A 23,637-nucleotide genomic window follows, 5' to 3' on the forward strand; every position below is an offset into this window, starting at 1 on the left:
CGGGTTCTGCGTGAAGGGCAGGTGCCAGGGTTGGCAAAAACTACTACTGGCGACGGCGCTCATCCCAGCGTGATTCAAGCCCTTCCATAAAGCCTTGGTTCGACTTCGATTGCTGTCCTGACCCACCACGGCCGCTTGATTTACTTGGCGGTGACGTAGTTTGTTTCGAGGCCAGGTAGATACCACCGCCCATAACAACGAAACCTATAATGCCTAGCCAGATCGCATCAATCGTGACGCCGGTTAGCAGCACGACGATACCAACGGTGGCTGTCAGTACGCCAAGCACTATGTTTCGGGTGGAGAATCGGCGAGCCGATTCTTCCTTCCCCAATTGCATTTGCGATGCGAATTTGGGGTCTTCGGAAATCAGCTGAGATTCGATCTCAGCAAAAGCCTCTTGCTCTCTATCTGATAAACCCATGGTTGCCTCCACATGTCCTGCCGAAAACTCGTGTGAATCTCCGGTTGAGTTTGGTTCTATTCTAAAGTTTTTGTCTGACTATTTGCTGAGATTGTCATATGGTGAAGTGACATTCGCTGCTACCCATCTGACATGCGCTGTTGTCGTTCGTGTTGCAACAGTCTTGCCGGTTTTATTGCCGCACTCGGAAACTTCTTGGCTACATCATCTAAAATTTGGTCCGTAGAATACCAGTCCTGATTGGCGTGCGTTTGTGTTGGTGTTTCATCAACGTCAAACAGCGACTCTTGGGTTTCCTGCTGTTCGACCGGTTCTGCAACCCGATCCGCCCGGACCCCGAGTAACCGTACAGGGTGCCAGCGATTCCTCATGAGTTCTTCCACCAACGGCTTGGTGTGGTTGAAAAATACCGCACCAGAAGAGGCTGCAGTTTGGAGACTCATGGATTTTGTCCGGGTCGAAAGATCCACGTCTTTTACCTTGACACTCAGGCCCCAAGCGACGAAGCCATCATGACGCATTCTCCTTGAACACTCGTACGACAGATCTAGAAGATATTTCTCCAGCTCGTGGGCGTTGGTGATGTCTTGTTCGAAGGTGTGCTCGACTGAAACTGATTTCGTGTCGTGATGTGGCTCCACAATGCGGAGGTCATCACCGCGCGCAAGCCCCACAATATGCGGGCCCACAGCGCCCAACCAGCGTTGCATCCGGCGCGTGTCTTGCATTGCGAGATCACCCACAGTGTGGATGTTTGCATTATTCAATCGCTGAACCAACTTCGGCCCAACGCCCCAGATGACGTTCACCGGGAGCGGCGCGAGGTACTGACGTGTCTGCTCCGCAGGAACTACCCCAATACCATCGGGTTTTGAATGGTCAGATGCGATTTTCGCAACAGATTTATTTGCCGCGACCCCCACGGTAGACGGCAGTGCCGTCGCGGCCCGAACCCTGTCCTTAATGAGCGCGGCAATCTGCGCCGGGGTCCCGAGTCTCCGGCGAGCACCTGCAACATCGATAAAGGCTTCGTCGATCGATAGCTGTTCCACCCACGGCGTGATCTCATGCAAGACCGACATCACTTGTTGAGAGGCACGAGTGTATTTCTCACGGCTGGGCTCGATCACGATCAGCCGCGGATACAAGGCCACCGCCTGCGACATCGGCATCGCAGACCGGATGCCATACCGCCGTGCTTCATATGACGCAGATGTCACAACCGACCGCCCAGACTTTCCCCCGACAACCGCCGGCTTCCCCGCCAACTCCGGCTGATCAAGCAACTCGACCGAGAGGAAAAACGCGTCCATATCTATATGGAGCACGGTGGAGTCCCATGATTCGTCGGCCCACTGGGGCCGTGACGCTGAGGTTTGACCCGCTGAGACCATAAATCAATTCTACGCGTTGATCCCGGTAGGGTTGAAGGGAATCGGATTTTTGGCTGAATCGTTTCAGCAGGCAGGAGAATCGAGACCGTGACAAGTATGGATGCAGCGTGGTTCCAAACCAATGTAGAGGAACGAATGCAACAGCTGCTGTCGGATTACCGGCACCGTGCTAGCCGAATCGCTTCATCCTCTGAAACCCTGGTCACGTCCATTGCCACCTTGGTAGAGGGCGGCAAACGGTTGCGCGCATTACTTGCGTGGTGGGGTTGGCAGGGTGCCGGAGGTGCAGCGGATGATCCGCGGATCATTGATGCAGGTGTTGCATTGGAACTGTTCCAAGCGGCAGCGCTGATCCACGACGACATCTTGGACCGCTCCGATACTCGACGTGGTCAGTCGTCAGTACACAAGGGCTTTGAACACCTCCATGATTCGAATCGCTGGGTGCAAGATGGTGCCCACTTTGGCGTCTCAGCGGGGATCTTAGCCGGCGATCTCGCCCTCGGATTGAGTGAGGAAGTCTTCTCGACGACGGCAGATGCTACGGCGTTTGCGGCACCAGCCAGGGATGCATTCCATGCGATGCGTTTCGAAGTCATGACTGGTCAATATTTGGACATCCTGGCAGAAGCGAACATCCCCGATGATCCCTCTGTTGCCTTAGAACAAGCTCGCACCGTCTTGCAATATAAATCAGCGCACTATTCGGCAGTATGGCCGTTCGAACTTGGTGGGATCCTGGCCGGTGCAGACGAGACGACGCTCAGATCCTATCGCGATTTTTCACTGCCACTCGGTATGGCTTTCCAATTAGGCGACGACATTTTGGGAGTTTTCGGGGATCCAGAGCGCACCGGGAAGCCTGCTGGCGACGATCTGCTCGAAGGTAAACGCACCGAACTCATTGCCCACGCTTTGACCGCACTCGATCGAGATGACGCGGAAGCTCTCAACACATTCTTGATGCATCCGAGTACAAGTGCGGCCTCAGTCAGCCAAATCCAGACACTCTTGGAATCATCCGGGGCACGTGCGACCGTCGAAGCTGAAATAGAGCGGCTTGGCAACCAAACGCGGACGGCACTAGATCACCTCGGTGTTGTTCCACACGTCAAAGCCGGTTTAGAGCAGCTTGTCTCGGGATTAATTGGTCGCCAAAACTAACGGTTTACCAACCCATTGCCTGTGCACGTCGACGGATTTCAGTTTTTCGTCCGGCACGCAACGCATCAATAGGTCGACCAGGCAGTGAATCATCTTCGGTGAAGAGCCACCGAATGATTTCGACATCGTCAAAACCAGCATCCTGAAGCACCATAATCGTCCCGCGTAAGGACTTCAGCACACCTTGATCCGTGAGGAACTCCGCAGGTACATAGCGGATCTGCTCCTCCCCGAGCCGCACGTCGATGAGTTGCCGTTCCTTAATCAAATTGTGCACTCGGGTCACAATTACATCAAGCTGCTCTGCGACGTCCGGTAGCGTCAGCCAGCTTCCAACAAGTGCTTCTACATCGTCTCTTTGCTCCACGCCTCTACCGTATCGCAGATTTTCAACATTTTGCGTTTGTATCCGAGTCAATTACATCGATTTCCCTGGCCAGGAAGTAAATTTTCCCTTCCTCTTAACATTTGTCCTGCCAGTCATGTATATTCACATATGTAACATTTTCATCACGTACACCTCGACGCTACTTTTGTCACACAGTGCACATCAGAACTTCCCCTAGCTCGGGTGCCTGACGCAAGAGGATACGTTTAATGACAGACCGTACATCCGGCGCTTCCCGGTTTTACAAATCAGCTGTTGCCACATCGGCTCTGCCGTTAATAGCAATAGGATCCGCAGCCGCGGCAACCCCTGCGGCAGCTGATGCACCACGTACAGCGCTGACACCTAAATCGGCCACAGACGCAAACGTTGCTGCCGCACAGCAACAACTCCAAATCGCACTGAAGCCAGCAAGCGAACTCGCGGTGCAGCTGCCTGCACGCTTTACACAGAACAATTTCCGGGCAGCTCCCACGACCCCCGCAACCTATACGGTGCAGTCCGGTGACACACTGGGCCACATTGCGCTCAAGCAAGAGGTCTCACTGTCGGATCTTCTGAAATGGAATGACCTGAAAGCGTCTACGACCCTCTTTCCCGGTGACGTGTTGAACCTTGGCTCTTCAGGCTCCTCAAGCTCGGCGTCAACGGCAAGTTCCTCGTCAAGCTCTTATACTGTACGAACCGGCGATACACTCTCAGGTATTGCCGCGAAACAAAACGTCAGCCTCTCAACGCTGCTCAACGCCAACGGGCTTTCGATGTCTTCCATCATCTACCCGGGGCAAACGCTGAAACTCTCCGGGAGCACCCCGTCCAAAGCCTCGACAGCATCCAGTACTTCGACAACGAGTGATACCTACAAAGTACAGTCCGGTGACACCTTGTCTGGTATCGCAGCCCAGCAGAACGTCAGCCTCTCCACCCTGCTCAACGCGAACGGCTTGTCTGCCTCCTCGATCATCTATCCGGGGCAGCAACTCAAGCTCTCAGGAAATTCTTCTTCCACGACGTCGTCTTCATCGAGTGATTCTTCGTCGAGTAGTTCGTCGGCAAACAGCCACACAGTGAGGTCCGGTGACACCCTTTCCGGGATTGCCGCCCGCAACGATGTCAGCCTGTCCAGCCTGCTAAAAGCCAACGGATTGTCTCTTTCATCGACAATTTTCCCTGGCCAGACCATCAAATTGTCCGGTAGCACCTCGGATAACTCATCAGATTCAACGGTCTCCACTGCGAGTTCGGGCAGCACCTCATCGTCGAGTGCTACCTCCGGTGGCAGCTACACGGTGAAATCCGGTGACACCCTGTCTGGCATCGCGGCTCGTCAAGATATAAGCCTGTCGACGCTGCTCGACGCCAATGGGTTGAAAAGCACCAGTGCCATCTATCCGGGCGACACCTTGAAACTTTCGGGCTCATCATCCTCGAGCACTAGTAGCTCTGGCGGGAGCACGTCTTCAAGCGCCAGCTCGAATACTTCATCCACCTACACAGTGAAATCCGGGGATACGCTGTCTGGCATTGCCTCCCGCAATGGTGTGAGCTTGCAAGCTCTGTTGGATGCGAATGACATGTCATCAACCACGATCATCAAAGCTGGTCAGACCCTGCAGCTCAGCGGTTCTGGCTCGGCATCGACTGCCTCATCGAACGATGAACAGCTTGTAGGGAACACGTTTCTAGACCGTACCTACCCCGACGAGGTTGTTGCTGACGCCAATGCGAACAAACGCGCATTGCTAGACTCTTCAATGCCTTCCCGAAGCGAGATCCGTCAGCTTGTCAGTCAGACCGCAAGTTCAATGGGCGTAGATCCCGCTCTGGCTTTAGCGCACGCACAAATCGAGTCGGGCTTTGATGCGACTGCCGTCTCCCCCGCGAACGCGATCGGCACCATGCAAGTCATCCCGTCCTCCGGTGAGTGGGCTTCGCAGCTGGTGGGACGCGAGCTGAACATCATGGACCCGCAAGACAACATCACGGCCGGCGTGGCAATTATTCGCCACCTGCAAAACCGCAACCCCGGTGACACTGGCATCGCCGGGTACTACCAAGGTGAAGGCGGCGTGGCCAAATACGGCATGTACGACGACACCAAGGACTACGTGAAAAAAATCAACGACGCTAAGAAGCGCTACTAACCCGAATCCTCTGATAGGAAATCTGTACCCGGTCAGCACCGCTGACCGGGTATTCTATTTTATGTGAACACCCCAGCAGGACCCTCGCTCGTTGGCACCACTGTCGACAACCGCTACGGCATCACGCAGCGGTTAGCCCACGGTGGGATGGCTACGGTGTATCGTGCCGTAGACACCCGGCTCGATCGCGAAGTCGCGCTGAAAATACTTCGCCCGAATATGGCCGATGACCCCGCGGTTATTGAAAAATTCAAAGCCGAGGCAAAGAACACAGCCAAGATAAACCACCCGCACGTCATCAACGTATATGACCAGGGTGTCACACCCGCGGGTGACAGCAACGTCGCTTTCCTCGCAATGGAATTCATTGAAGGCCACACACTGCGCGAAGTCATGCGAGCCGCCGGCGATATGACCGTTGATGCAATGTGGAAAATCGCGCTCCCGGTCATCCGAGGCGTTGCAGCCGCACACCGTGTTGGCCTCATCCACCGAGACATCAAACCCGAGAACGTCCTAGTCTCCAATGATGGCGACATCAAAGTTGCCGATTTCGGATTAGCCCGCGCCGCGTCCAATCACACCGGCACGGGCATGGCGCTCATGGGCACAGTCAGTTATATGTCGCCAGAGCTAGTCACCGGCGAACAAGCAGATGAACGTTCCGATGTGTATGCGCTGGGCATCCTCATTTTCGAAATGCTCACCGGCAGCCGCCCGTATACTGGCGATTCAGCTGTCGCCATCGCGGTACAACATACCAACTCGCGTGTGCCCGCCCCCTCCACCGTGGTGTCTGGCGTCGGAGCAGCCGTAGATGACCTTGTCCTGCACATGACGGAGCCATCACCTGAGGACCGCCCTGCTGACGCCACCGAAGTACTTATCCTTATTCAGCACCTTTTGGACAATCCGGACGCCGCCGAGCAAATGGCGGAGCACAATAGCCCGGATGAAGGCGCGACCGAAGCCTTCACCGATATTGCGACGCAAGCCTACGACCCTGGCGTCACCACTCCTTATGGCGAGGATCTACCCCCATCCGAACGGACCGACCAACCTCCGCCACCACCCCAACCCAATGTCACCGTCCTACCACCAGCAGTCACCGCACAGACGGAACCACCTGGTGAGACCGGTCATTACCAGCCGCCGGTAGCCCGAGACCACCAAGCTGTCACTCCACAACCCCGGGACTTCGGCAATAAAAAGCCACACGAGCCTGTACGTGAATTTTCACCGATCAACACGACCGCAGCAGGCATCAAAGCATTGCTCATCATTATGGCAGCCGCCGCAATGGTCTTATTCGGACGGTGGGCTGGGTCCGCCATTATGAGTTGGTTATTCGGCTAATCACGCCTCCGAGCACCAAGTATGTGTGGCACTAGTCCTGTGCAGTAGACACTAAATAGGTATGTCATCAGGGTGTTTTCCAAGCTCACACACCGAACACCTCCTTCGGGAGGTACTAGCATCTACTGGACAACTGTATTGTGACTCACGTCATAGTTCAGTTTTACGGACCTTAGGAGGGCCCGTGGGCCAGATCTCTTCCCAAGTTGCCAACACGGCGCAACACACACCGGAAAACACAAAACCTTCGATGGCCAAAGTGGCAACGGCTACCACCATCGGGACGACGATTGAGTACTACGACTTCTTCGTCTACGGCACTGCCGCTGCACTCGTTTTTCCCGTGGTGTTCTTCCCAGCCCTGGGAGCCGCTGCAGGCCTGACCGCGTCATTCGCCACATTCGCTGTGGCCTTCTTTGCGCGTCCGGTCGGTGCAATGGTCTTTGGACACTACGGCGATCGACTCGGCCGTAAAAGAGCACTCGTGGCGACCCTGATCATCATGGGTGTCGCCACGGTCGGCATCGGTCTGCTCCCGACGCCTGAAATGCTCGGAACATTTGGTTGGCTCGCACCGACCCTGCTCGTGGCGATGCGATTCTTCCAAGGGTTTGCCGTGGGCGGCGAGTGGGCAGGCGCAGCACTCATGGCTGCGGAATACGCACCTCCGAAATTGCGTGGCTTTTTCGCATCATTACCGATGCTGGGTCCCTCGATTGCTTTCGGTCTCTCGTCAACAACGTTCCTCATCACGAACATCACCCTCGGGGAAGAATCAGAAGCATTCTTAACCTACGGCTGGCGCATCCCCTTTGTCCTTTCAGCAGTGCTGGTCATCATCGGCCTGTGGATACGCATGAGTCTCGATGAGACACCCGTCTTTCGCGAGCAACAAGCGAAGAAGAAGGCAGCTGAAGCACAGGCGGCGGAAAACAACATGGTACCTGCCAAGGAAGCCCTACCGTTGGGTGATGCGTTCCGCAAACAATGGAAAGAAATTTTTGGTGGCGGACTTGCGTTTGCCGCGCTCTTCGCGTTCTTCTACATCGGAACCTCTTTCCTCACCAGTTACGGCACCACCAATCTCTCACTGGGTCGTAATGAAGTACTCATAGCAGGTATCGTTGCATCATTTTTCTTCGCCTTCACCACCGTCATTTCTGGCTTCATCTCGGACCGTATCGGCCGGAAAAGGACACTCGTCATCGCCGCGATTGGCGGGGTCATCTGGTCTGCAGTCATGTTCCCGGTCATGAATATTGGCACCAGCGACGATGGCACAGGTAGCATCTTCTGGTTTACCCTCGGGGTCGGCATGACGCTCGGCGTCGCCGGTCTCAGCTTCGGAACCGCAGGCTCCTTCCTACCAGAGCTTTTTGAAACCCAATACCGCTACACCGGCGCAGGAACAGCTTACGGCTTCGCAGGCGTATTTGGTGGTGCTATTCCTCCCCTGCTTGCCGCGAGCCTGATCGCAGCCTTTGGCGAGGGTGCTGTAGGACTGATGTTGACCTTGGTTGCCCTCATCTCGGCTTTGGTGCTCTTCACACTCCGTGAGACCAAAGGTGGGGCTATGGACGAAACAGTCCCCGATGACACCAACGTCACCGTGACGTCAGCACAGCCTGTCAACTAAGAACGCGTGACCGCGCCTTTTGCAATCAATATGTACTGACGTAGCATACTAGAGATCCTAGTGGCAGTCGTCACATAGAAGGAGTGCCATGTCCGTCTCTCGAAGCCAAGCCCTGTATCGTCCCAGTGATCTCAACTTGGTCAAATCCAGCCTGCGCAATATTCATTCGTCAAGAAGCAGCGCAGTTACTTTTGGCGGGATCTTCCATGGTGATGACCTGGCCATTAGTGAGGTCTTTGGGGGACGGACACGTGCTCTGAATAATGTCACGGTGCCGATTGGTCAGGGCATCGGTGGCCGGGCTGCACTGGAAGGCCGCCCGATTGGGGCAGGCAACTATGTTCGATCCAATCACATCACGCATGAGTTTGATGGAGTCGTGCGTCGCGAAGCCATCATGTCGATCTATGCGATACCTGTCATGGTGGACCTGAAGCCTCGCGGGATGATTTACACTTCAACCCGTGATGGCAATGCTCTTGGGGAACGCATTGTGAAAGAAACCGCAACACTTGCCAACCAGATCGGTCACGAGATCAAAATCCGTGATGAAGTTGATCGTCGCACTGAGCTGCTAGATCAGGCTCAACATCTCAGTGAACCCGACTATCAGGGCATGGTTGATGCTGTTCGAACCGCCTATGCTGAGCTCATCGGGTTGGCAAATTCGACTGTTGATCAGGAAACTGCGGCGACCATACGTGCTATCGCAGGTCAGCTGGAGCGAGGCAGAGAGCGATCTCAGCCCGCCCCGGATTTGACGGCACGCGAACTCGAAGTCTTATCTCAAGTCGCGATGGGGTGCAGCTACGCGGAAGTCGCAAACCGGCTATCGCTCAAGCCCTTGACTGTGAAAGGCTACATGCGCACCATCCTGAGCAAGCTCCATGTACACAATAGACACGAAGCTGTTGTGATGGCGCGCAAGTACGGGCTGATCCCCTAGCCCGTCAAGCCCCGCACCGTTTCGGCGGTTAGCGTGCCAGTGATTCCGCCACGAGGAACGCGAGTTCAAGTGATTGCTGATGGTTCAAACGAGGATCCACCAGAGTCTCGTAGCGTTCATCGAACGCCGACTCGTCTACAGCAACAGATCCACCAAGGCATTCAGCGACATCGTCACCGGTCAGTTCAATGTGCAAACCGCCCGGATGAGTACCCGTGGCCTGAGCTACTTCGAAGAAACCACGGACTTCGCTCATGATGTCTTCGAGACGGCGGGTTTTATATCCATTCGCGGCAGTAATGGTATTACCGTGCATGGGGTCAGTAATCCACAGTGGTTGTGCTCCTTGAGCTTTAACGCCTTCCATAATGGCCGGAAGGTTCTCCCGAATGGTGTCGGCCCCCATCCGAGCGATGAACGTCAAACGACCTGGTTCACGGTTTGGATCAAGCTTTTCAATGAGCGCCATGGCTTGGTCAACCGTCGTCGTTGGGCCAAGCTTTACACCAATTGGGTTACGAATTCGTGAGAGATAGTCGACATGCGCCCCATCAACCTGGCGTGTACGTTCCCCAATCCACACAAAGTGTGATGACGTAATGTAGGGCAGTCCGGTGCGTGAATCCAGTCGAGTCAGCGCACGTTCGTAGTCAAGCAGCAGTGCTTCGTGTGCGGAAAAGAATTCGACGGTTTTCAACGCGTCGAAATCCGCGCCAGCTGCTTCCATAAAACGCACGGCGCGATCAATTTCTGCTGCAAGTTCATCGAAACGCGCATATGCAGGGTTCGACATAAAGCCCTTGTTCCAAGAATGCACAGTACGTAAGTCAGCGAAGCCACCGGTCGTGAATGCCCGGATGAGGTTCAATGTGGAAGCAGCGGTATGGTATGCCTGCACCATACGCCGTGGATCATGTCGGCGAGACTCTTCGGTGAAGTCGAAGCCGTTTACGATTTCTCCACGGAATGATGGCAGGGTGATATCCCCACGAGTTTCCATATTGGATGACCGTGGCTTTGCGAACTGGCCAGCCATGCGACCCATTTTGACGACGGGCATCGAAGCACCGTAGGTCAACACGGCAGCCATTTGGAGAATGGTTCGCACACGGGAAGAAATCTTATTCGCGGTCGCGCCGGCAAACGTCTCAGCGCAATCGCCACCTTGTAAGACGAATGCTTTACCGGCCGCCGCCTGAGCCAAACGCTCACGCAGCACGTCAACCTCGCCAGCAAAAACAAGCGGGGGCACGTGGGACAGTTCACTCAGGCTGTCTTCGAGGACCGTTTCGTCATACCACTGCGGCGCTTGTTGCACATCAAAATTCCGCCATTCATCCAAGCCAGGATAATCCGCGGCACCCTGGGAGAGATTGGTACCGAAAGGCTCAATAGCCTGAAAGTTTTCCGCAGTGTCAAACATCATGCAGACCAGCATACGGCGCAACCACTTGTGTCCGATAGTTCATGACGCTGAAAGCCCAAAATCCCCTGTTGCTAGCAGAAAAACAAGGCGATGCATCCCCACTGTTCATCGGTGGGAATCAGCCAACTATGCTGGTGGTAATGAATACGCAGCAGTCTTCTGTTTTTCTCGCACCGCAGCCTACCGGTCCTCTAGCCAAGCAAGGGGCTCGTTGGGCTGTGCTCTTACTGCACGGTTTCACGTCTGTACCGTCGGCGGTGCTGCCATGGGGACACGCGCTGGCGGCCGCAGGAGCAACGGTTCACATCCCGCTGTTGTCCGGACACGGCACCAGCGTCGTCGACTTGTCGTGCACCACAGCACGGCAATGGCGCATTGATGTCCAGCAAGCACTGGATGGGCTCTTTCGTCAGGGTTTTGACCACATCGCGGTGGGAGGACTTTCCATGGGAGGCACACTCGCTCTCGACGCGGCCGCAAACCGACCCGTTGATGTCACCTTCGTGGTCAATCCGGCACTCAGCTTTAAACCACTCGACTGTGTCGGTGCAATCGCCTCGTCATTCATCCACCGTCTGGTACCAACAGTTGGCCCCCTCGCCGGCGATATCAAGAAACCGGGCGTATCCGAACAAGCCTATGATCGTACTCCCACGGCGGCGGTCCACCAACTCGCGAGGCTTTTTTCCACGGCAAGGCGTCGCTTATCTCGCATTAGCGCACCAGTGAAGCTCTACTGGTCCACACAAGACCACATCGTACCGGCTTCCTCGGCAAAAATTCTCGAAAACAACACGAGTTCAGGGCTGTTTCAAAAGGTCGTTCTTGACCGCAGTTACCACGTGGCAACACTGGACTTTGACGCCGAGGTCATCCACGAGCACAGCGTGGCGACACTTATGCAGCTTTCGGGAGCATCAGATGACTCGTGACGACATGAACCATGACGAAGAGTGGGAAGATATAGTTCGCCGTCTCGGCGGCACCGAACAACAAGCGCAATCAAAACCCGCCAGCGAAGATAACGAACCGCAGCCCTCAGAGGGTTTCGTATCCCAGTCGCTGCCCCAGGCCGGTCCTCGAGATTACACTCTGGCCGACGAAGAGATCGAAGACTTTCAGCCACCCGAGCCAAGCCCGTTTGCCACAGGCAACCCCAGAACTATCTTGTCGTGGAGCGTTGTGATTGGCAGTGCGTTCCTATGGATCCTAGCTGCTCTCGGCGGCTGGCAGCTACCGTGGTGGCTGTCGGCCATTACCCTGGTGGGCTTTTTTGGAGGTGGTCTGAGTTTATTCTTCTTATTGCCAAAGACGTGGGCACATCGAGGTCCGTCTGATGACGACGACTACGGAAACGGTGCGAAAGTTTGACAGTGGTTTTTGACGAGAACTACGCCTGGCAACTCGTCATTAAAGCTACCAGCCAGTAGAATGTGACACATATCTCACGCCACTACCACGCAGAAGGAGCAACGTTGCAAGAAATCATCATTCCACCGGTTGCAGAGACACCACACGATTCAAACGCGACCGATCTCGTCGAGGATCAATACAACCAAGACCCGAACCACGCTTTATTCGCGCGCCAACACCAGGCTGGGGAATGGACCGATGTCAGCGCCGAAGAGTTCCGCGCAGATGTCCAAACGATTGCCCGTGCTCTGGCTGCAAAAGGCATTAAAGCTGGGGACTCAGTAGCCATTATGAGCCCTACTCGCTATGAGTGGACACTCCTTGATCTTGCGATTATGTACGCGGGCGCGGTGACGGTACCAATCTACGAGACGTCCTCGCCATCTCAGATCGCGTGGATCTTAGAAGACTCTATGGTCAAAGCTGCCATCGTCGAGAAGCAAGAACATGCGCGAGCCGTTCATGCCGCTATCAAACGCGAGGGGCTGCCCGACCTCAATGGCATATGGGTCATGGAAGCAGGGCTCGATGACCTCCGGGCACATGCAGATTCAGGACCGGACGCGAATGAAATGGAACAGCGTCGTTCCAAAGCCAACCTGGATGATGTGGCGACCATCGTCTATACCTCCGGTACGACGGGTAAGCCCAAGGGGTGCATGATCACCCACGGAAACCTTGTCAACTTATCAATGAATGTGTTGCGCTCGGAGATGAGCACTGTATTGACGCGTGACAGCAAGACCGTCCTGTTTATCCCGTTAGCGCACATTTTTGCCCGGTTCATTTCTTTCCAAGCTTTAGCCGCCGGTGCCAAAGTCGGACACACACCAGATGTGAAGCAACTTGTACCCGATTTGAAGTCGTATCAGCCCGATTTCTTGCTCGCTGTACCCCGGGTATTCGAAAAGGTCTACAACTCTGCACTGCTCAATGCTCAAGAAGGCGGCAAAGGGAAGATTTTTGAACGCGGTGCTGAGGTCGCAGTCGACTATTCCAAGGCGACAGAAGCCGGCCATGTCCCGGTCGGGCTGCGCATAAAACACTGGGTCTTCGACAAGCTCCTCTACACCAAGATTCGTGCAGCGATGGGTGGCAATGTGAAGGATGCGATCTCGGGCGGTGGGCCGCTCGGTGCCTATCTGAGCCATTTCTTCCGGGGCGTCGGTGTAAATATTAAACAAGGCTATGGACTGACCGAAACGACGGCTCCGGTGACGGTCAATCGTCCCGGAAAGACCCGCGTGGGCAGCGTTGGGTTACCCGTTCCAGGTTGTGGTATTCGAATTGCCGATGATGGTGAAATCCTGGCCTCTGGTGTGTGCGTCTTCAAGGGCTATCGCAATCTGCCAGATAAGACCGCCGAAGAAATGGTGGATGGCTGGTTTGCTACCGGGGACGTCGGCCGGTTAGACGAGCAGGGATATTTAACAATCACCGGTCGTAAAAAAGAAATCCTCGTCACCGCCAGTGGGAAGAACGTTGCCCCAGCCCAACTCGAGGACCAAATTCGAGCAGACAGTCTCATCTCGCAGGTCGTCGTCGTCGGCGATAATCAGAAGTTCGTAGCGGCCATTATCACCCTCGATGAAGAAACCGCCCCTTCCTGGTTGAAACAGCACGACTTGGACCAGGACATGAGCATGGTGGAGATGTCGAAACATCCAGCAGTTGCCGAACATGTCCAGGGGCTCATTGATCAGGCAAATGAATCGGTCTCACGGGCCGAATCGATTCGTGAGTTCCGTATCTCTGCGGAAGACTTCACGATCGAAGCCGGACAAATGACGCCGTCACTAAAGATTCGTCGTGAAGCCATCATGCGTGACTACACGGACTTGATTGACGACATTTATCAGACGGCAAATCAGTAATTGATCTCACGAAACGGCCCGGCCCTTCAATACGAAGGACCGGGCCGTTTTACACATATCAGGGAGATTAGAGCAGACCGGACTCGGGAACATCTAAGCCGAGGAGCGCGTTCTCGACGACTTCTGCCATCGCTGGATGAATCCAGTACTGTCCCCGCGCCATCTGGTGAGCTGTTATCCCAAACGACATGGCCATAATCACGGGTTGAAGCAGATTTGTGGCTTCTGGTCCCATGATGTGAGCCCCGAGTAGCTTCCCGGTAGATGTGTTGGCAATGAGTTTCACAAATCCGTCAGAGTCTTCCATAGCCCAGCCATAGGCTGTATCGCCATAGGCCTGGATCTTTGTAGTGATCGCTTCGCTTCCGTATTGGATCTTTGCCTGGTCTTCGGTTAGCCCGACGGTTGCAATCTGCGGTCGGGTAAACACTCCTGCAGGGATGGCATCCAACGTATCGGGTTTCATATTGTCTGGATGTTCCATATTGTGCGATACGACGCGCTGCTCATGATTGGCCACGTGTTTCAGCATCTGATCATTTGCGATGTCACCGATCGCCCAGACACCTTCCACCGGTTCATCATTCGACAGCACCCGGAGGTATTCATCGCGGGCGATAAAATCGTTGAAGGTGTCTATCCCGGCGGCCTCAAGATTCATGCGATCCGTATTTGGTTCGCGACCGGTTGCCAGCAACACCACGTCCGAAGTGTATGTCCCACTAATCTCGTTCAAGTTCCCGCCGGTTTCACTGACGTTTACACGCAACTGGTGGCCTTCTTGTTCAATGGAGTGCAGCGTTTGGTTCATTTCAAGTTGCCAATGGCCACTGGCTACACGAGTGAACTCATCCGAGATGGTGTGATCGTGGCTGGACAAGAGTCGACCGGAACGGTTCACCTGGATAACTTCTGCGCCCAAGCCGGCAAAAATGGCCGCGAATTCTGAACCAATATATTTTCCACCGACGATGATGATGCGCTTCGGTAGCTCGGGGAGGCGCATCACAGTTTCGGAAGTATGCACTCCTGGCAGGTGGACACCAGGGACGGACGGAAAGCTTGGTCGTGAACCTGCCGCGATCACAATCTGGTCGGCTTCGAGCACGCGACCGGTTTGACTTGTCAACTGTTTGGGTCCGGAAAAATGTACTTCTTCTGTGATCAATGTGGTGTGCTCAAGTTCGACGTCGCGATACCTCTTACCGCCTGCCGAGATTGCATCGATACGCGAGAAAATACGGTCACGAATCTCAGGCCAATCTGCAGATTCGAATGCCATGTCGATGCCAAGCGGAGCGACCTGCTGAGGAGTCGAGGCTAACTGCGCCGGGTAGGCAAACATTTTTGTGGGAATGCAGCCAGCGTTGAGGCATGTGCCACCAAAGATTCCAGCATCAATGATGGCGACTTTTCTGTCGTCCCAATACGGGGTGATAAGAGAGTTACCGGATCCGGAACCGATGATGGCAAGATCGTACTTTTCGATGTTCATGCCAACAGTGTATCGGTTCCGAATCCGGTAGTGAGCTACGAGTTCACATCGAGCGTCATGCTGGATCTATGACCAAAATGAGGTCATTGCCGGCAACCGGTGTTGCCTCGGGTAGCACTACTCGAGAGATGGTTCCGGCTACCGGTGCGGTGATACCTGCTTCCATCTTCATTGCCTCGATCGTGGCAACCGTGTCGCCGACTTCAATCTTGGTTCCCTCATCGACGGACACGGTGACGGTGCCTGAGAAGGGTGCCGGTACATGACCTTGGTTAGCGGTATCGGCTTTCTCGGCTTCACGAACACTAGATTCAACGGAACGGTCTCGAACATCGACTTGGCGTTGCTGACCATTGAGGGTAACCATCACGGTCCGGACACCTTTATCATCGGCTTCAGAAACGGCTTGCAAGGTGGTCAAGAGCCGTACGCCCTTACCCAATGAAATGACGTGTTCTTGACCTTCGACCATGCCGTACAGGAAGTCTCGAGTATGCAAGACAGACGTGTCACCGTATAACCTCACATGCTCTTCGTATTCTGCCGTTGGTCCGGGGAAGAGCAAACGGTTCAGCGTGGTGCGACGAACTTGCCCTGACTCGGACAATTTTTCTGCGTCTTCATTCGAGATCTCCTCGATCTCCACCCCGGTCGCTTTGCGTCCTTCAAGGGCTTTGGTGCGGAATGGTTCTGGCCAGCCACCCGGAGGATCTCCCAGCTGACCGGACAGGAAAGCTATGACGGAATCTGGAATGTCATAGTTGCGTGGATTCTCTTCAAAATCAACCGGGTCCGCATTTGCAGAAACCAATGCCAGCGCCAGGTCCCCAACCACCTTCGATGAGGGGGTGACTTTCACGATGTCACCTAGGATGTTATTTGCTGCCTCGTACATGTTTTCAATGGATTCGAAGCGCTCCCCCAGTCCGAGGGCGATTGCCTGCTGACGCAGATTCGAAAGTTGTCCGCCAGGAATTTCGTGAGCGTAAATACGCCCTGTTGGGGAAGGCAATCCGGATTCGAATGGCGCATAGATTTCACGGACTGACTCCCAGTAGGGCTCCATTCCAGAAACGTGTTCTAAGCTCAGTCCGGTTTCGCGTGACGTATTGTCAGTTGCTGCAACCAGCGCCGACATGGAGACTTGCGAGGTGGTGCCCGCCATAGCAGCTATCGCCGTGTCAACGGCATCCACACCAGCCTCGGAAGCTGCCATCAATGTAGCCAACTGGCCACCTGAAGTGTCGTGCGTGTGCAAATGTACCGGCAGATCGAAGTTCTCACGCAGAGCGCTGACCAGCTTGGTTGCTGCAGCTGGACGCAGCAAGCCTGCCATGTCCTTGATCGCTAACACGTGGGCGCCCGCATTCACCATGTCTTCCGCGAGTCCCAGGTAGTAGTCCAGCGTGTAGAGCTTCTCATGTGGATCCAACAAGTTGCCGGTATAGCACAGTGCTGCTTCAGCAACAGACGCTGTGTTGTCGCGGACAGCACGAATCGCTGGAATGATCTGGTTGACATCATTCAGCGCATCAAAGATGCGGAAAATGTCGACTCCGGTTTCGGCGGCTTCTTCCACGAAGGCCTCCGTTACGCGCTGAGGATACGGTGTGTAGCCAACCGTATTGCGGCCTCGCAAGAGCATTTGCAGTGGAATGTTCGGCATCTCTTCTCTGAAGCGCGCCAACCTCTCCCACGGGTCTTCCGAGAGGAACCGTAGGGCAACATCGTATGTGGCACCACCCCAGACTTCTGCGGAGACGAGGTTCGGCATGAGATGCGATACCGCAGGTGCGGCAGCCAACATGTCTCGGGTACGAATACGTGTTGCCAACAGCGACTGATGGGCGTCACGGAAAGTAGTGTCCGTGACCGCTAGGCCATCGTAATCACGGAGCGCTTGGGCGAAGCCTTCGGGTCCCTTTTTCAAAAGGGTGTCTCGCCAGCCCGTCGGAGGGTCCACCTTGGAGGGCCCGTCAAATGGGCTACGATCTGGCTCATCAGATTTATCCCCGGGGAAACGCGGGAGCTTCTTTCGTGGGTCCATACCTTCGATCCGTGGACCGTATGGTTGATTGACCGTCACATCTGCAAGATACGACAAAGCCCGTGAGCCACGGTCTTGAGAACGACTAATTTGCGTGAGATATGGGTTCTTGTCGATAAAATCGGTGGCGACATCCCCTTCGATGAACTGCTGATTATCGAAGACATTCAACAAGAACGGGATGTTCGTTGCTACCCCACGAACGCGGAACTCAGCCAGGGCACGACGCGCTCGTCGCTGGGCAGTTTTGAAGTCGCGTCCGCGAGCAGACATTTTGACCAGCATAGAATCGAAGTGCGGCGAAATTTCCGCACCCGTGTAAATTGTGCCGCCATCAAGCCGGATGCCAGAACCACCGGCTGAACGATACGCCGTGATTTTTCCGGTATCCGGACGGAAATCGTTGGTGGGGTCCTCCGTGGTAATGCGACATTGAATTGCTGAACCGCGAACATACAGCTCGTCTTGGCGGATATCCAGCTCGTCGAGAGAAGCCCCAGCCGCGATGCGTAGCTGCGTCGCGACAAGATCTACATCAGTAATTTCTTCGGTGATCGTGTGTTCGACCTGGATGCGGGGGTTCATTTCGATAAACACATGTTGCCCGGCGCGCTCCCCTTCGGTGTCGACCAGAAATTCGACAGTACCCGCGTTCCGATAATCCATCGCTTTGGCAAACTTCACGGCGTCGGCATACAGTCGTTCGCGCAATTCGTCGTCGAGGTTTGGTGCCGGAGCAATTTCGATGACTTTCTGGTGACGACGTTGCATCGAGCAATCACGTTCAAACAGGTGAACAACATTGCCATGATGATCTGCGAGGACCTGAACTTCAATGTGTCGTGGGCGCAAGACTGCTTGCTCGAGGAACGCGGTGGGGTCACCGAATGCCGTCTCTGCCTCATGCATCGCCGATTTAAGAGCTTCTGCCAGATCGCTGCTCTGTTCAACTCGACGCATTCCGCGACCGCCACCGCCAGCGACTGCTTTAACAAACAGTGGGAAGCCTATGTCATCTGCTTGTCCAATGAGTTCATCAGCATCAGCAGAGGGCTCAGTAGATTTCAATACTGGCACACCGGCTCGCTCTGCTGCCCGAATGGAGGCAACCTTGTTACCAGTTTGCTCAAGCACATCGGCAGGAGGCCCCACAAATGTCAGACCGTTGGTTTCTGCCTTACGGGCTAATTCGGCATTCTCAGACAGAAAACCGTAGCCGGGGTAAATAGCATCGGCACCGGCCTCCAAAGCAGTGTTAATAATGCTGTCGACATCGAGATAAGCCCGCACCGGGTGGCCCTCTTCGCCAATGCGGTAGGCCTCATCTGCTTTTTGACGGTGAATCGAGTTACGGTCTTCATAAGGAAAGACGCCTACGGTCTTCGCGTCGAGTTCGTGGCACGCGCGGAATGCTCGGACGGCGATCTCGCCACGGTTTGCTACCAATACTTTGCTAAACATTGGTTCACCGCCGTGGCGCGGGGCCGAGTTATCTTGATTTTCAGCCAAGGTACCTCCATGGTGTTTGTGCTGCTGTCTCGATTGTCGACAGACGCTCAGGTAAGTCCCAAGATACCCGTAGTGTATACAAAGAACATATGTGATACTACCCACCTTCAGGTTCATTGCAAAAAATATGTACTCCAGTCCCAGTATCACCGAAGTTCCGTTTTAGCTTGTTAGAATGTGTTATCGACCAAAACTTCTATTCCATAAATAAGGTGCAATCGTAGTGCAGGTTATCTCTATTTCCAGCCTCAAGGGCGGCGTTGGCAAGACTTCCATAACCCTGGGTTTGGCTTCTGCTGCTTGGGCGGCTGGCATTTCTACCCTGGTCATCGATCTCGATCCGCACGCTGACACGACCACCGGCCTGGGAATAAAGCACGATGAATCTGGTCGCGACATCGGCACTATGTTGCGCAAACCAAAGCAGCATCATATAAGCGAACATGTTGTGGCTGCTGGCTGGAGTGACGCGAATCAGCCCGATGGGCAACGCCCCGGGACGCTGCATGTGGCCAAGGGATCCGCGAAGACATCGATGTTCGAGAAAATCTCAACGCGTCGTCGGGATTTGAACCGTTTGGCCACGCTGCTAGATCACGTTGACCAGTATGATCTCGTGCTCGTGGATTGCCCCCCTGCACTCAATGGCATCACCCGGATGGCTTGGGCCGCATCAACCGACGTGCTGTTAGTTGCTGAGCCGAGTTTGTTCTCAGTTGCCGGCACAGAGCGTACCTTCCGCGCGTTAGACCTATTTCAACGCGAATATGCCCCGAATCTGAAAAATTCTGCGGTCGTGGTCAATCGCGTCCGTGCTGCATCGACAGAACATAAGTACCGCGTGTCAGAAATGCGTCGTATGTTTGGCAATCGACTTCTGAGCATCCAGGTACCTGAGACATCGAATTGGCAGCAGATTCAGGGAGCCGCATGGCCTGTACATGCATGGCCGGGAGAGACAGCAACGACAGCTGGCAAGATCTTCGATCAGCTCCTTGAAAGTCTCTATGACGTGAAGCAACCACCACGGCGAGCCCGCCGCACCTGATGTTCGCAAGCCGCACAGCAACAGTCCGCTAGATAACAAAACCCGGTTATGTATACATAACCGGGTTTTTCATAAGAAACGAGTCTTGACGATAGCGTCCTAGGAGGCTGTCTTTCGAGCTTCTCTACGTGCCGCCAACTCATCATCTGGGAAGTCAGCGTCCGTCTGGCCATCCGCAAGGCGTTCCCCCGGAAGTTCCGACAGCGTGCCTTCCACTTCACGCCATACGCGACCCACGGCGATTCCATAGACGCCTTGGCCGCCCTGGACTAGGTCTATAACCTCGTCTGCAGAAGTACATTCGTACACGGAGGCGCCATCAGACATCAGCGTGATCTGCGCCAGATCTTCGACACCGCGCTCCCGCAAATGCTCGACTGCAGCACGAATTTGTTGAAGTGAGACACCTGTGTCAAGTAGTCGTTTGACGACTTTGAGTACAAGGACGTCACGGAATGAATATAACCGGTGCGTTCCAGAACCTTCAGCACCACGTAGTGATGGTACTACCAGCCCGGTGCGAGCCCAGTAATCAAGTTGGCGATAGGTGATGCCCGCTGCCTTCGAAGCGGTTGGGCCACGAAAGCCTCGGTCGTTGTCTAGCCACGGTGCGTCGTCTTTGAATAATACGCCCTGGTTGCCAGCGTCGAGACTCTGGCCATGCCCTGAATCACTTGTGTGAGACACTAGGGGTTCCTCCTGCTGATCTGTTCCATGCGGGGAAGTTTTGTAAGCACATCACCCATAACCGAAAAGCGTCGCGGCTACTAAATCATGATCTCACATATGCCATGGAACTTATAGTCTCCTACGCTATTCTGAGAAATGAGTAGGGTCAAAGACCCCGCCTGAAAAATAGGTTCGTGTCGGAACTATTTTTCGAAATCGTCGGGTTCATTATCAGTGTCCGGATCCAGCTCGTCGTGTTCGAAGAGGGTGGTTGATGTGTCATCCTCGGACATCTCAGTAGAGGACAGAAAATCCTCTGGGTTGAGGTCCTTCAAGAATTCGCGGAACTCATCGACACTTTCTTCGGTAACTTCTGGTTCGATTTCGGGTTGATTGATATGCAGTTCAGCAGCGATATCTCCGTCGTTTAGATCAATACCAGCTGATTCGAGGACACCTTCAGTCGTGAACACTGGAACGTCAGCAAAGAGTGCTGCCGCGACCGCATCAGATGCTCGAGAATCGACAGTGTTTCCGGAAGCCAGGATCAACTCAGCATAGAATACCTCGTCATCCACTTTGGAGATACGAACGGCCCCTAGAGGGTCTCCCGCTTGCACTAAAGCTTCAACCAGGAGTTGGTGGGTCGTCGGCCGTGGAGTATCAACGCCCTGCTGTGCCACCCCTATCGCCGTGCCTTCCGAAGGTCCGATCCATAAACGCAGCAGACGCTGCGAGTCTTGATGCAGAAGCAATAGGATAGGTTGGTTCCCAGGCAGCACTATTCGAATTTCAAGGACCTTCAATACGATGTCGGTCATGGCGAAGCTCCTTTAACGTAGTAGCTAGTACAGCTCGTGCGAGGTTAGTCGCCCATGTCTGCAATTTCAGCACTCACTACTCCTGCATGCAAGCTTAAACATGCCTGAGTAATTTCTCGGGCAGCCTCGGTGACTCGTTCCTTGGAAACTACACCGCTATTCTCACCGAGTCCCGCGGTAGCTTGTTCAACCATTCCCAGTTCTCGATCCGCAGCTATTCGAAACGGGCGCAGATGTCGGGATTCGAAGCCAAAACCCGACAGCGTGACCGCTGCCCTAGCAACTTTCAGGCTGTGGTCATCATATCGGCCAGTTTCATCGGGCCAAATCAGACGGTAGGACTCCAACGTGTGCATGAGCTCGTCAGAAGCGCCTGACATTCCCTGGAGTTCAGCACGTGACATTGGACGAATATGCCCGCTCAGTTCTTGTGCAAGCTGTTGCGAGACGGACTTCGGTTCCAATCGGAGCCCGCCGGGAAGCGAGTCTGGTCGCTTCCCAGCATCAATGGCATCTAGATAGTCTTTGATGACTTTAAGAGGAAGAAATTGGTCGCGTTGCAACGCTAAAATGAAACGCAGACGGCCCACATCTACCTGCGTATATTTCCTATAACCTGCTGCAGTACGAGCAGGCGTGACGAGCCCACGCTCTTCTAAAAATCGAACTTTCGAAGCTCTCACGTCAGGAAACTCAACGTTGATATGTTCTAAAACTTCGCCGATGGTCATGAGCGATTGGCCACGAGGGCCCGTCGCTGACGAGACTGCGTGGGGTTTTGGGCTGGCGGACACTTGACTCAAACCTTTTCAACAAAGCGGACCGAATACAACGAATCACCGGTATCACTACCGACGACTAGACAGGGACAGCACTAATTACTGGTTTGCTGTGTACCTGCATAATACGAGAGACGGAATTTTCCTATCTGCAATTCCATTCCGGTCTGCAGCAGAATCGAGTCAACCCGGTCGTTATTGATATATGTGCCGTTCAATGAGCCAGTATCCACAACACGGAAACCGCTGTGATCACGTTCGAACGTGGCGTGTTGGCGAGAGACGGTGACATCATCCAAAAATATGTCAGCTTCAGGATGACGCCCCACGGTCACTTTGTCCTGGTCCAGGAGGAAGCGCGCACCCCGATTGGGCCCTTCGTGAGCAACCAGGAGTCCAGAACCAACAGGTAACGCCTCGAGTGCTGCACGCTCTTCAGCTTTAAGATCCAAATCTTTGAGAGGTTCAAGCTTGGGCAACCCGACGGTTGTTGGCTCAATATCAGAATCGTCTTCTGAATTACCAGGAACGGGGTTATCTGTTGTCATGCTTGAGCGCTCCTTGTTGTACAGAATAAAAAGCTGGCGACTCGTATCCCTGAGTCACCTTGGCTCACCTAGTTTAGCTGATCAACGCGGCGAATTCACTGCTTGAAGCAGGCTCGTTCTTCCTTAATCAGCTTGTCGGCTTGGTTTTTCGAACATAATATGCTTGCAGTAAAAATCCTAGGGGCAATATCATCGGGTTCGCTGAAATTTTCCCAAGATAAAGCTGTGCTGACATGACGTTTCAGATCGCTACCAAAAACAAAACATCCTTGGTTCAGGTGTAGAACCAAGGATGTATTCGTCGGGCTGACAGGATTTGAACCTGCGACCCCATCTCCCCCAGAGATGTGCGCTACCAAGCTGCGCCACAGCCCGATCTAGCACTCGAATGAGCGCTCGGATACTTAGGACACTTTACACCATGGACCCATAAACACCGAATTTCCATGTTCGTCGAATTGTTCTGAGCGTGTATTTAGTAACAGCTGTCTGGGCTTCGGGAAACAGCGGTCTGACGACCGGGTAACACCCGGATGACCATCCAGTAACAGTGACG

The 23,637-nt window shown here is 54.3% G+C and carries 19 protein-coding genes and 1 tRNA gene; 9 read left to right on the forward strand and 11 right to left on the reverse strand.

The window, feature by feature from the left end; all coding sequences use genetic code 11:
• Positions 1–43: 43 nt before the first annotated feature.
• Both ACYVJT_RS11860 and dinB read right to left on the reverse strand, forming a co-directional pair.
• Entirely contained in the window at positions 44–424 is a 381-nt protein-coding gene (locus ACYVJT_RS11860; RefSeq protein WP_343958489.1) for a DUF3040 domain-containing protein, read from the reverse strand.
• A 119-nt stretch (positions 425–543) separates the two neighbouring features.
• Positions 544–1,818, reverse strand: a complete 1,275-nt coding sequence (gene dinB / locus ACYVJT_RS11865) for a DNA polymerase IV (RefSeq protein WP_343958491.1) — start codon at positions 1,816–1,818, stop codon at positions 544–546.
• Between the two features lie 96 nt (positions 1,819–1,914).
• Between dinB and ACYVJT_RS11870 the strand changes: the two genes are divergently transcribed.
• On the forward strand, positions 1,915–2,982 hold the full coding sequence (locus ACYVJT_RS11870; protein ID WP_343958523.1) for a polyprenyl synthetase family protein: 1,068 nt from the start codon (positions 1,915–1,917) through the stop codon (positions 2,980–2,982).
• A 4-nt stretch (positions 2,983–2,986) separates the two neighbouring features.
• Here the strand turns inward: ACYVJT_RS11870 and ACYVJT_RS11875 are convergent, their stop codons facing one another.
• Entirely contained in the window at positions 2,987–3,349 is a 363-nt protein-coding gene (locus ACYVJT_RS11875; protein WP_343958493.1) for an Rv2175c family DNA-binding protein, read from the reverse strand.
• Between the two features lie 230 nt (positions 3,350–3,579).
• On the opposite strand from ACYVJT_RS11875, the gene ACYVJT_RS11880 reads away from it, so the two are divergent.
• The 4 genes from ACYVJT_RS11880 (at position 3,580) to ACYVJT_RS11895 (ending at position 9,452) form a co-directional block, all read left to right on the forward strand.
• Positions 3,580–5,514, forward strand: a complete 1,935-nt coding sequence (locus ACYVJT_RS11880; RefSeq protein WP_343958495.1) for a LysM peptidoglycan-binding domain-containing protein — start codon at positions 3,580–3,582, stop codon at positions 5,512–5,514.
• A 63-nt stretch (positions 5,515–5,577) separates the two neighbouring features.
• Entirely contained in the window at positions 5,578–6,870 is a 1,293-nt protein-coding gene (locus ACYVJT_RS11885) for a protein kinase domain-containing protein (protein WP_343958497.1), read from the forward strand.
• Between the two features lie 184 nt (positions 6,871–7,054).
• On the forward strand, positions 7,055–8,506 hold the full coding sequence (locus ACYVJT_RS11890; protein ID WP_343958502.1) for an MFS transporter: 1,452 nt from the start codon (positions 7,055–7,057) through the stop codon (positions 8,504–8,506).
• Positions 8,507–8,594: 88 nt separating this feature from the next.
• On the forward strand, positions 8,595–9,452 hold the full coding sequence (locus ACYVJT_RS11895; RefSeq protein WP_343958504.1) for a LuxR C-terminal-related transcriptional regulator: 858 nt from the start codon (positions 8,595–8,597) through the stop codon (positions 9,450–9,452).
• Between the two features lie 28 nt (positions 9,453–9,480).
• Here the strand turns inward: ACYVJT_RS11895 and ACYVJT_RS11900 are convergent, their stop codons facing one another.
• The gene (locus ACYVJT_RS11900; protein WP_343958525.1) at positions 9,481–10,875 is read right to left on the reverse strand and encodes a class II 3-deoxy-7-phosphoheptulonate synthase; all 1,395 of its coding nucleotides are present in this window, start codon (positions 10,873–10,875) and stop codon (positions 9,481–9,483) included.
• A 143-nt stretch (positions 10,876–11,018) separates the two neighbouring features.
• On the opposite strand from ACYVJT_RS11900, the gene ACYVJT_RS11905 reads away from it, so the two are divergent.
• The 3 genes from ACYVJT_RS11905 to ACYVJT_RS11915 all read left to right on the forward strand — a co-directional run bounded on the left by ACYVJT_RS11905 (position 11,019) and on the right by ACYVJT_RS11915 (position 14,165).
• The gene (locus ACYVJT_RS11905; protein ID WP_499418425.1) at positions 11,019–11,810 is read left to right on the forward strand and encodes an alpha/beta hydrolase; all 792 of its coding nucleotides are present in this window, start codon (positions 11,019–11,021) and stop codon (positions 11,808–11,810) included.
• Positions 11,800–12,249, forward strand: a complete 450-nt coding sequence (locus tag ACYVJT_RS11910; RefSeq protein ID WP_343958508.1) for a hypothetical protein — start codon at positions 11,800–11,802, stop codon at positions 12,247–12,249. The genes ACYVJT_RS11905 and ACYVJT_RS11910 overlap by 11 nt, the downstream gene beginning before the upstream one ends.
• Positions 12,250–12,353: 104 nt before the next feature.
• On the forward strand, positions 12,354–14,165 hold the full coding sequence (locus ACYVJT_RS11915; protein ID WP_343958510.1) for an AMP-dependent synthetase/ligase: 1,812 nt from the start codon (positions 12,354–12,356) through the stop codon (positions 14,163–14,165).
• Positions 14,166–14,232: 67 nt separating this feature from the next.
• On the opposite strand, the gene ACYVJT_RS11920 is transcribed toward ACYVJT_RS11915, so the two are convergent.
• Both ACYVJT_RS11920 and ACYVJT_RS11925 read right to left on the reverse strand, forming a co-directional pair.
• Complete coding sequence (locus tag ACYVJT_RS11920) at positions 14,233–15,660, reverse strand: mycothione reductase (protein WP_343958513.1); 1,428 nt, start codon at positions 15,658–15,660, stop codon at positions 14,233–14,235.
• 55 nt (positions 15,661–15,715) lie between these two features.
• A complete protein-coding gene (locus tag ACYVJT_RS11925) occupies positions 15,716–19,168 on the reverse strand; it encodes a pyruvate carboxylase (RefSeq protein WP_343958527.1) in 3,453 nt (1,150 codons plus the stop codon).
• A 271-nt stretch (positions 19,169–19,439) separates the two neighbouring features.
• Between ACYVJT_RS11925 and ACYVJT_RS11930 the strand changes: the two genes are divergently transcribed.
• Entirely contained in the window at positions 19,440–20,264 is an 825-nt protein-coding gene (locus ACYVJT_RS11930) for a ParA family protein (RefSeq protein ID WP_343958515.1), read from the forward strand.
• A gap of 99 nt (positions 20,265–20,363) precedes the next feature.
• On the opposite strand, the gene ACYVJT_RS11935 is transcribed toward ACYVJT_RS11930, so the two are convergent.
• The 5 genes from ACYVJT_RS11935 to ACYVJT_RS11955 all read right to left on the reverse strand — a co-directional run bounded on the left by ACYVJT_RS11935 (position 20,364) and on the right by ACYVJT_RS11955 (position 23,456).
• Positions 20,364–20,951 (reverse strand): MerR family transcriptional regulator, encoded by a 588-nt coding sequence (locus ACYVJT_RS11935; protein ID WP_343958517.1) that lies wholly within the window; start codon positions 20,949–20,951, stop codon positions 20,364–20,366.
• 185 nt (positions 20,952–21,136) lie between these two features.
• Positions 21,137–21,754, reverse strand: a complete 618-nt coding sequence (locus ACYVJT_RS11940) for a bifunctional nuclease family protein (protein ID WP_343958519.1) — start codon at positions 21,752–21,754, stop codon at positions 21,137–21,139.
• Between the two features lie 44 nt (positions 21,755–21,798).
• Positions 21,799–22,485: a transcriptional regulator FtsR gene (gene ftsR / locus ACYVJT_RS11945; protein WP_343958529.1), complete on the reverse strand. Its 687-nt coding sequence runs from the start codon at positions 22,483–22,485 to the stop codon at positions 21,799–21,801.
• 143 nt (positions 22,486–22,628) lie between these two features.
• Positions 22,629–23,081 (reverse strand): FHA domain-containing protein, encoded by a 453-nt coding sequence (locus ACYVJT_RS11950; protein WP_343958521.1) that lies wholly within the window; start codon positions 23,079–23,081, stop codon positions 22,629–22,631.
• 301 nt (positions 23,082–23,382) lie between these two features.
• Positions 23,383–23,456 (reverse strand) — tRNA-Pro (locus ACYVJT_RS11955).
• Positions 23,457–23,637: the final 181 nt, after the last annotated feature.

Source organism: Yaniella soli, from assembly GCF_054782375.1.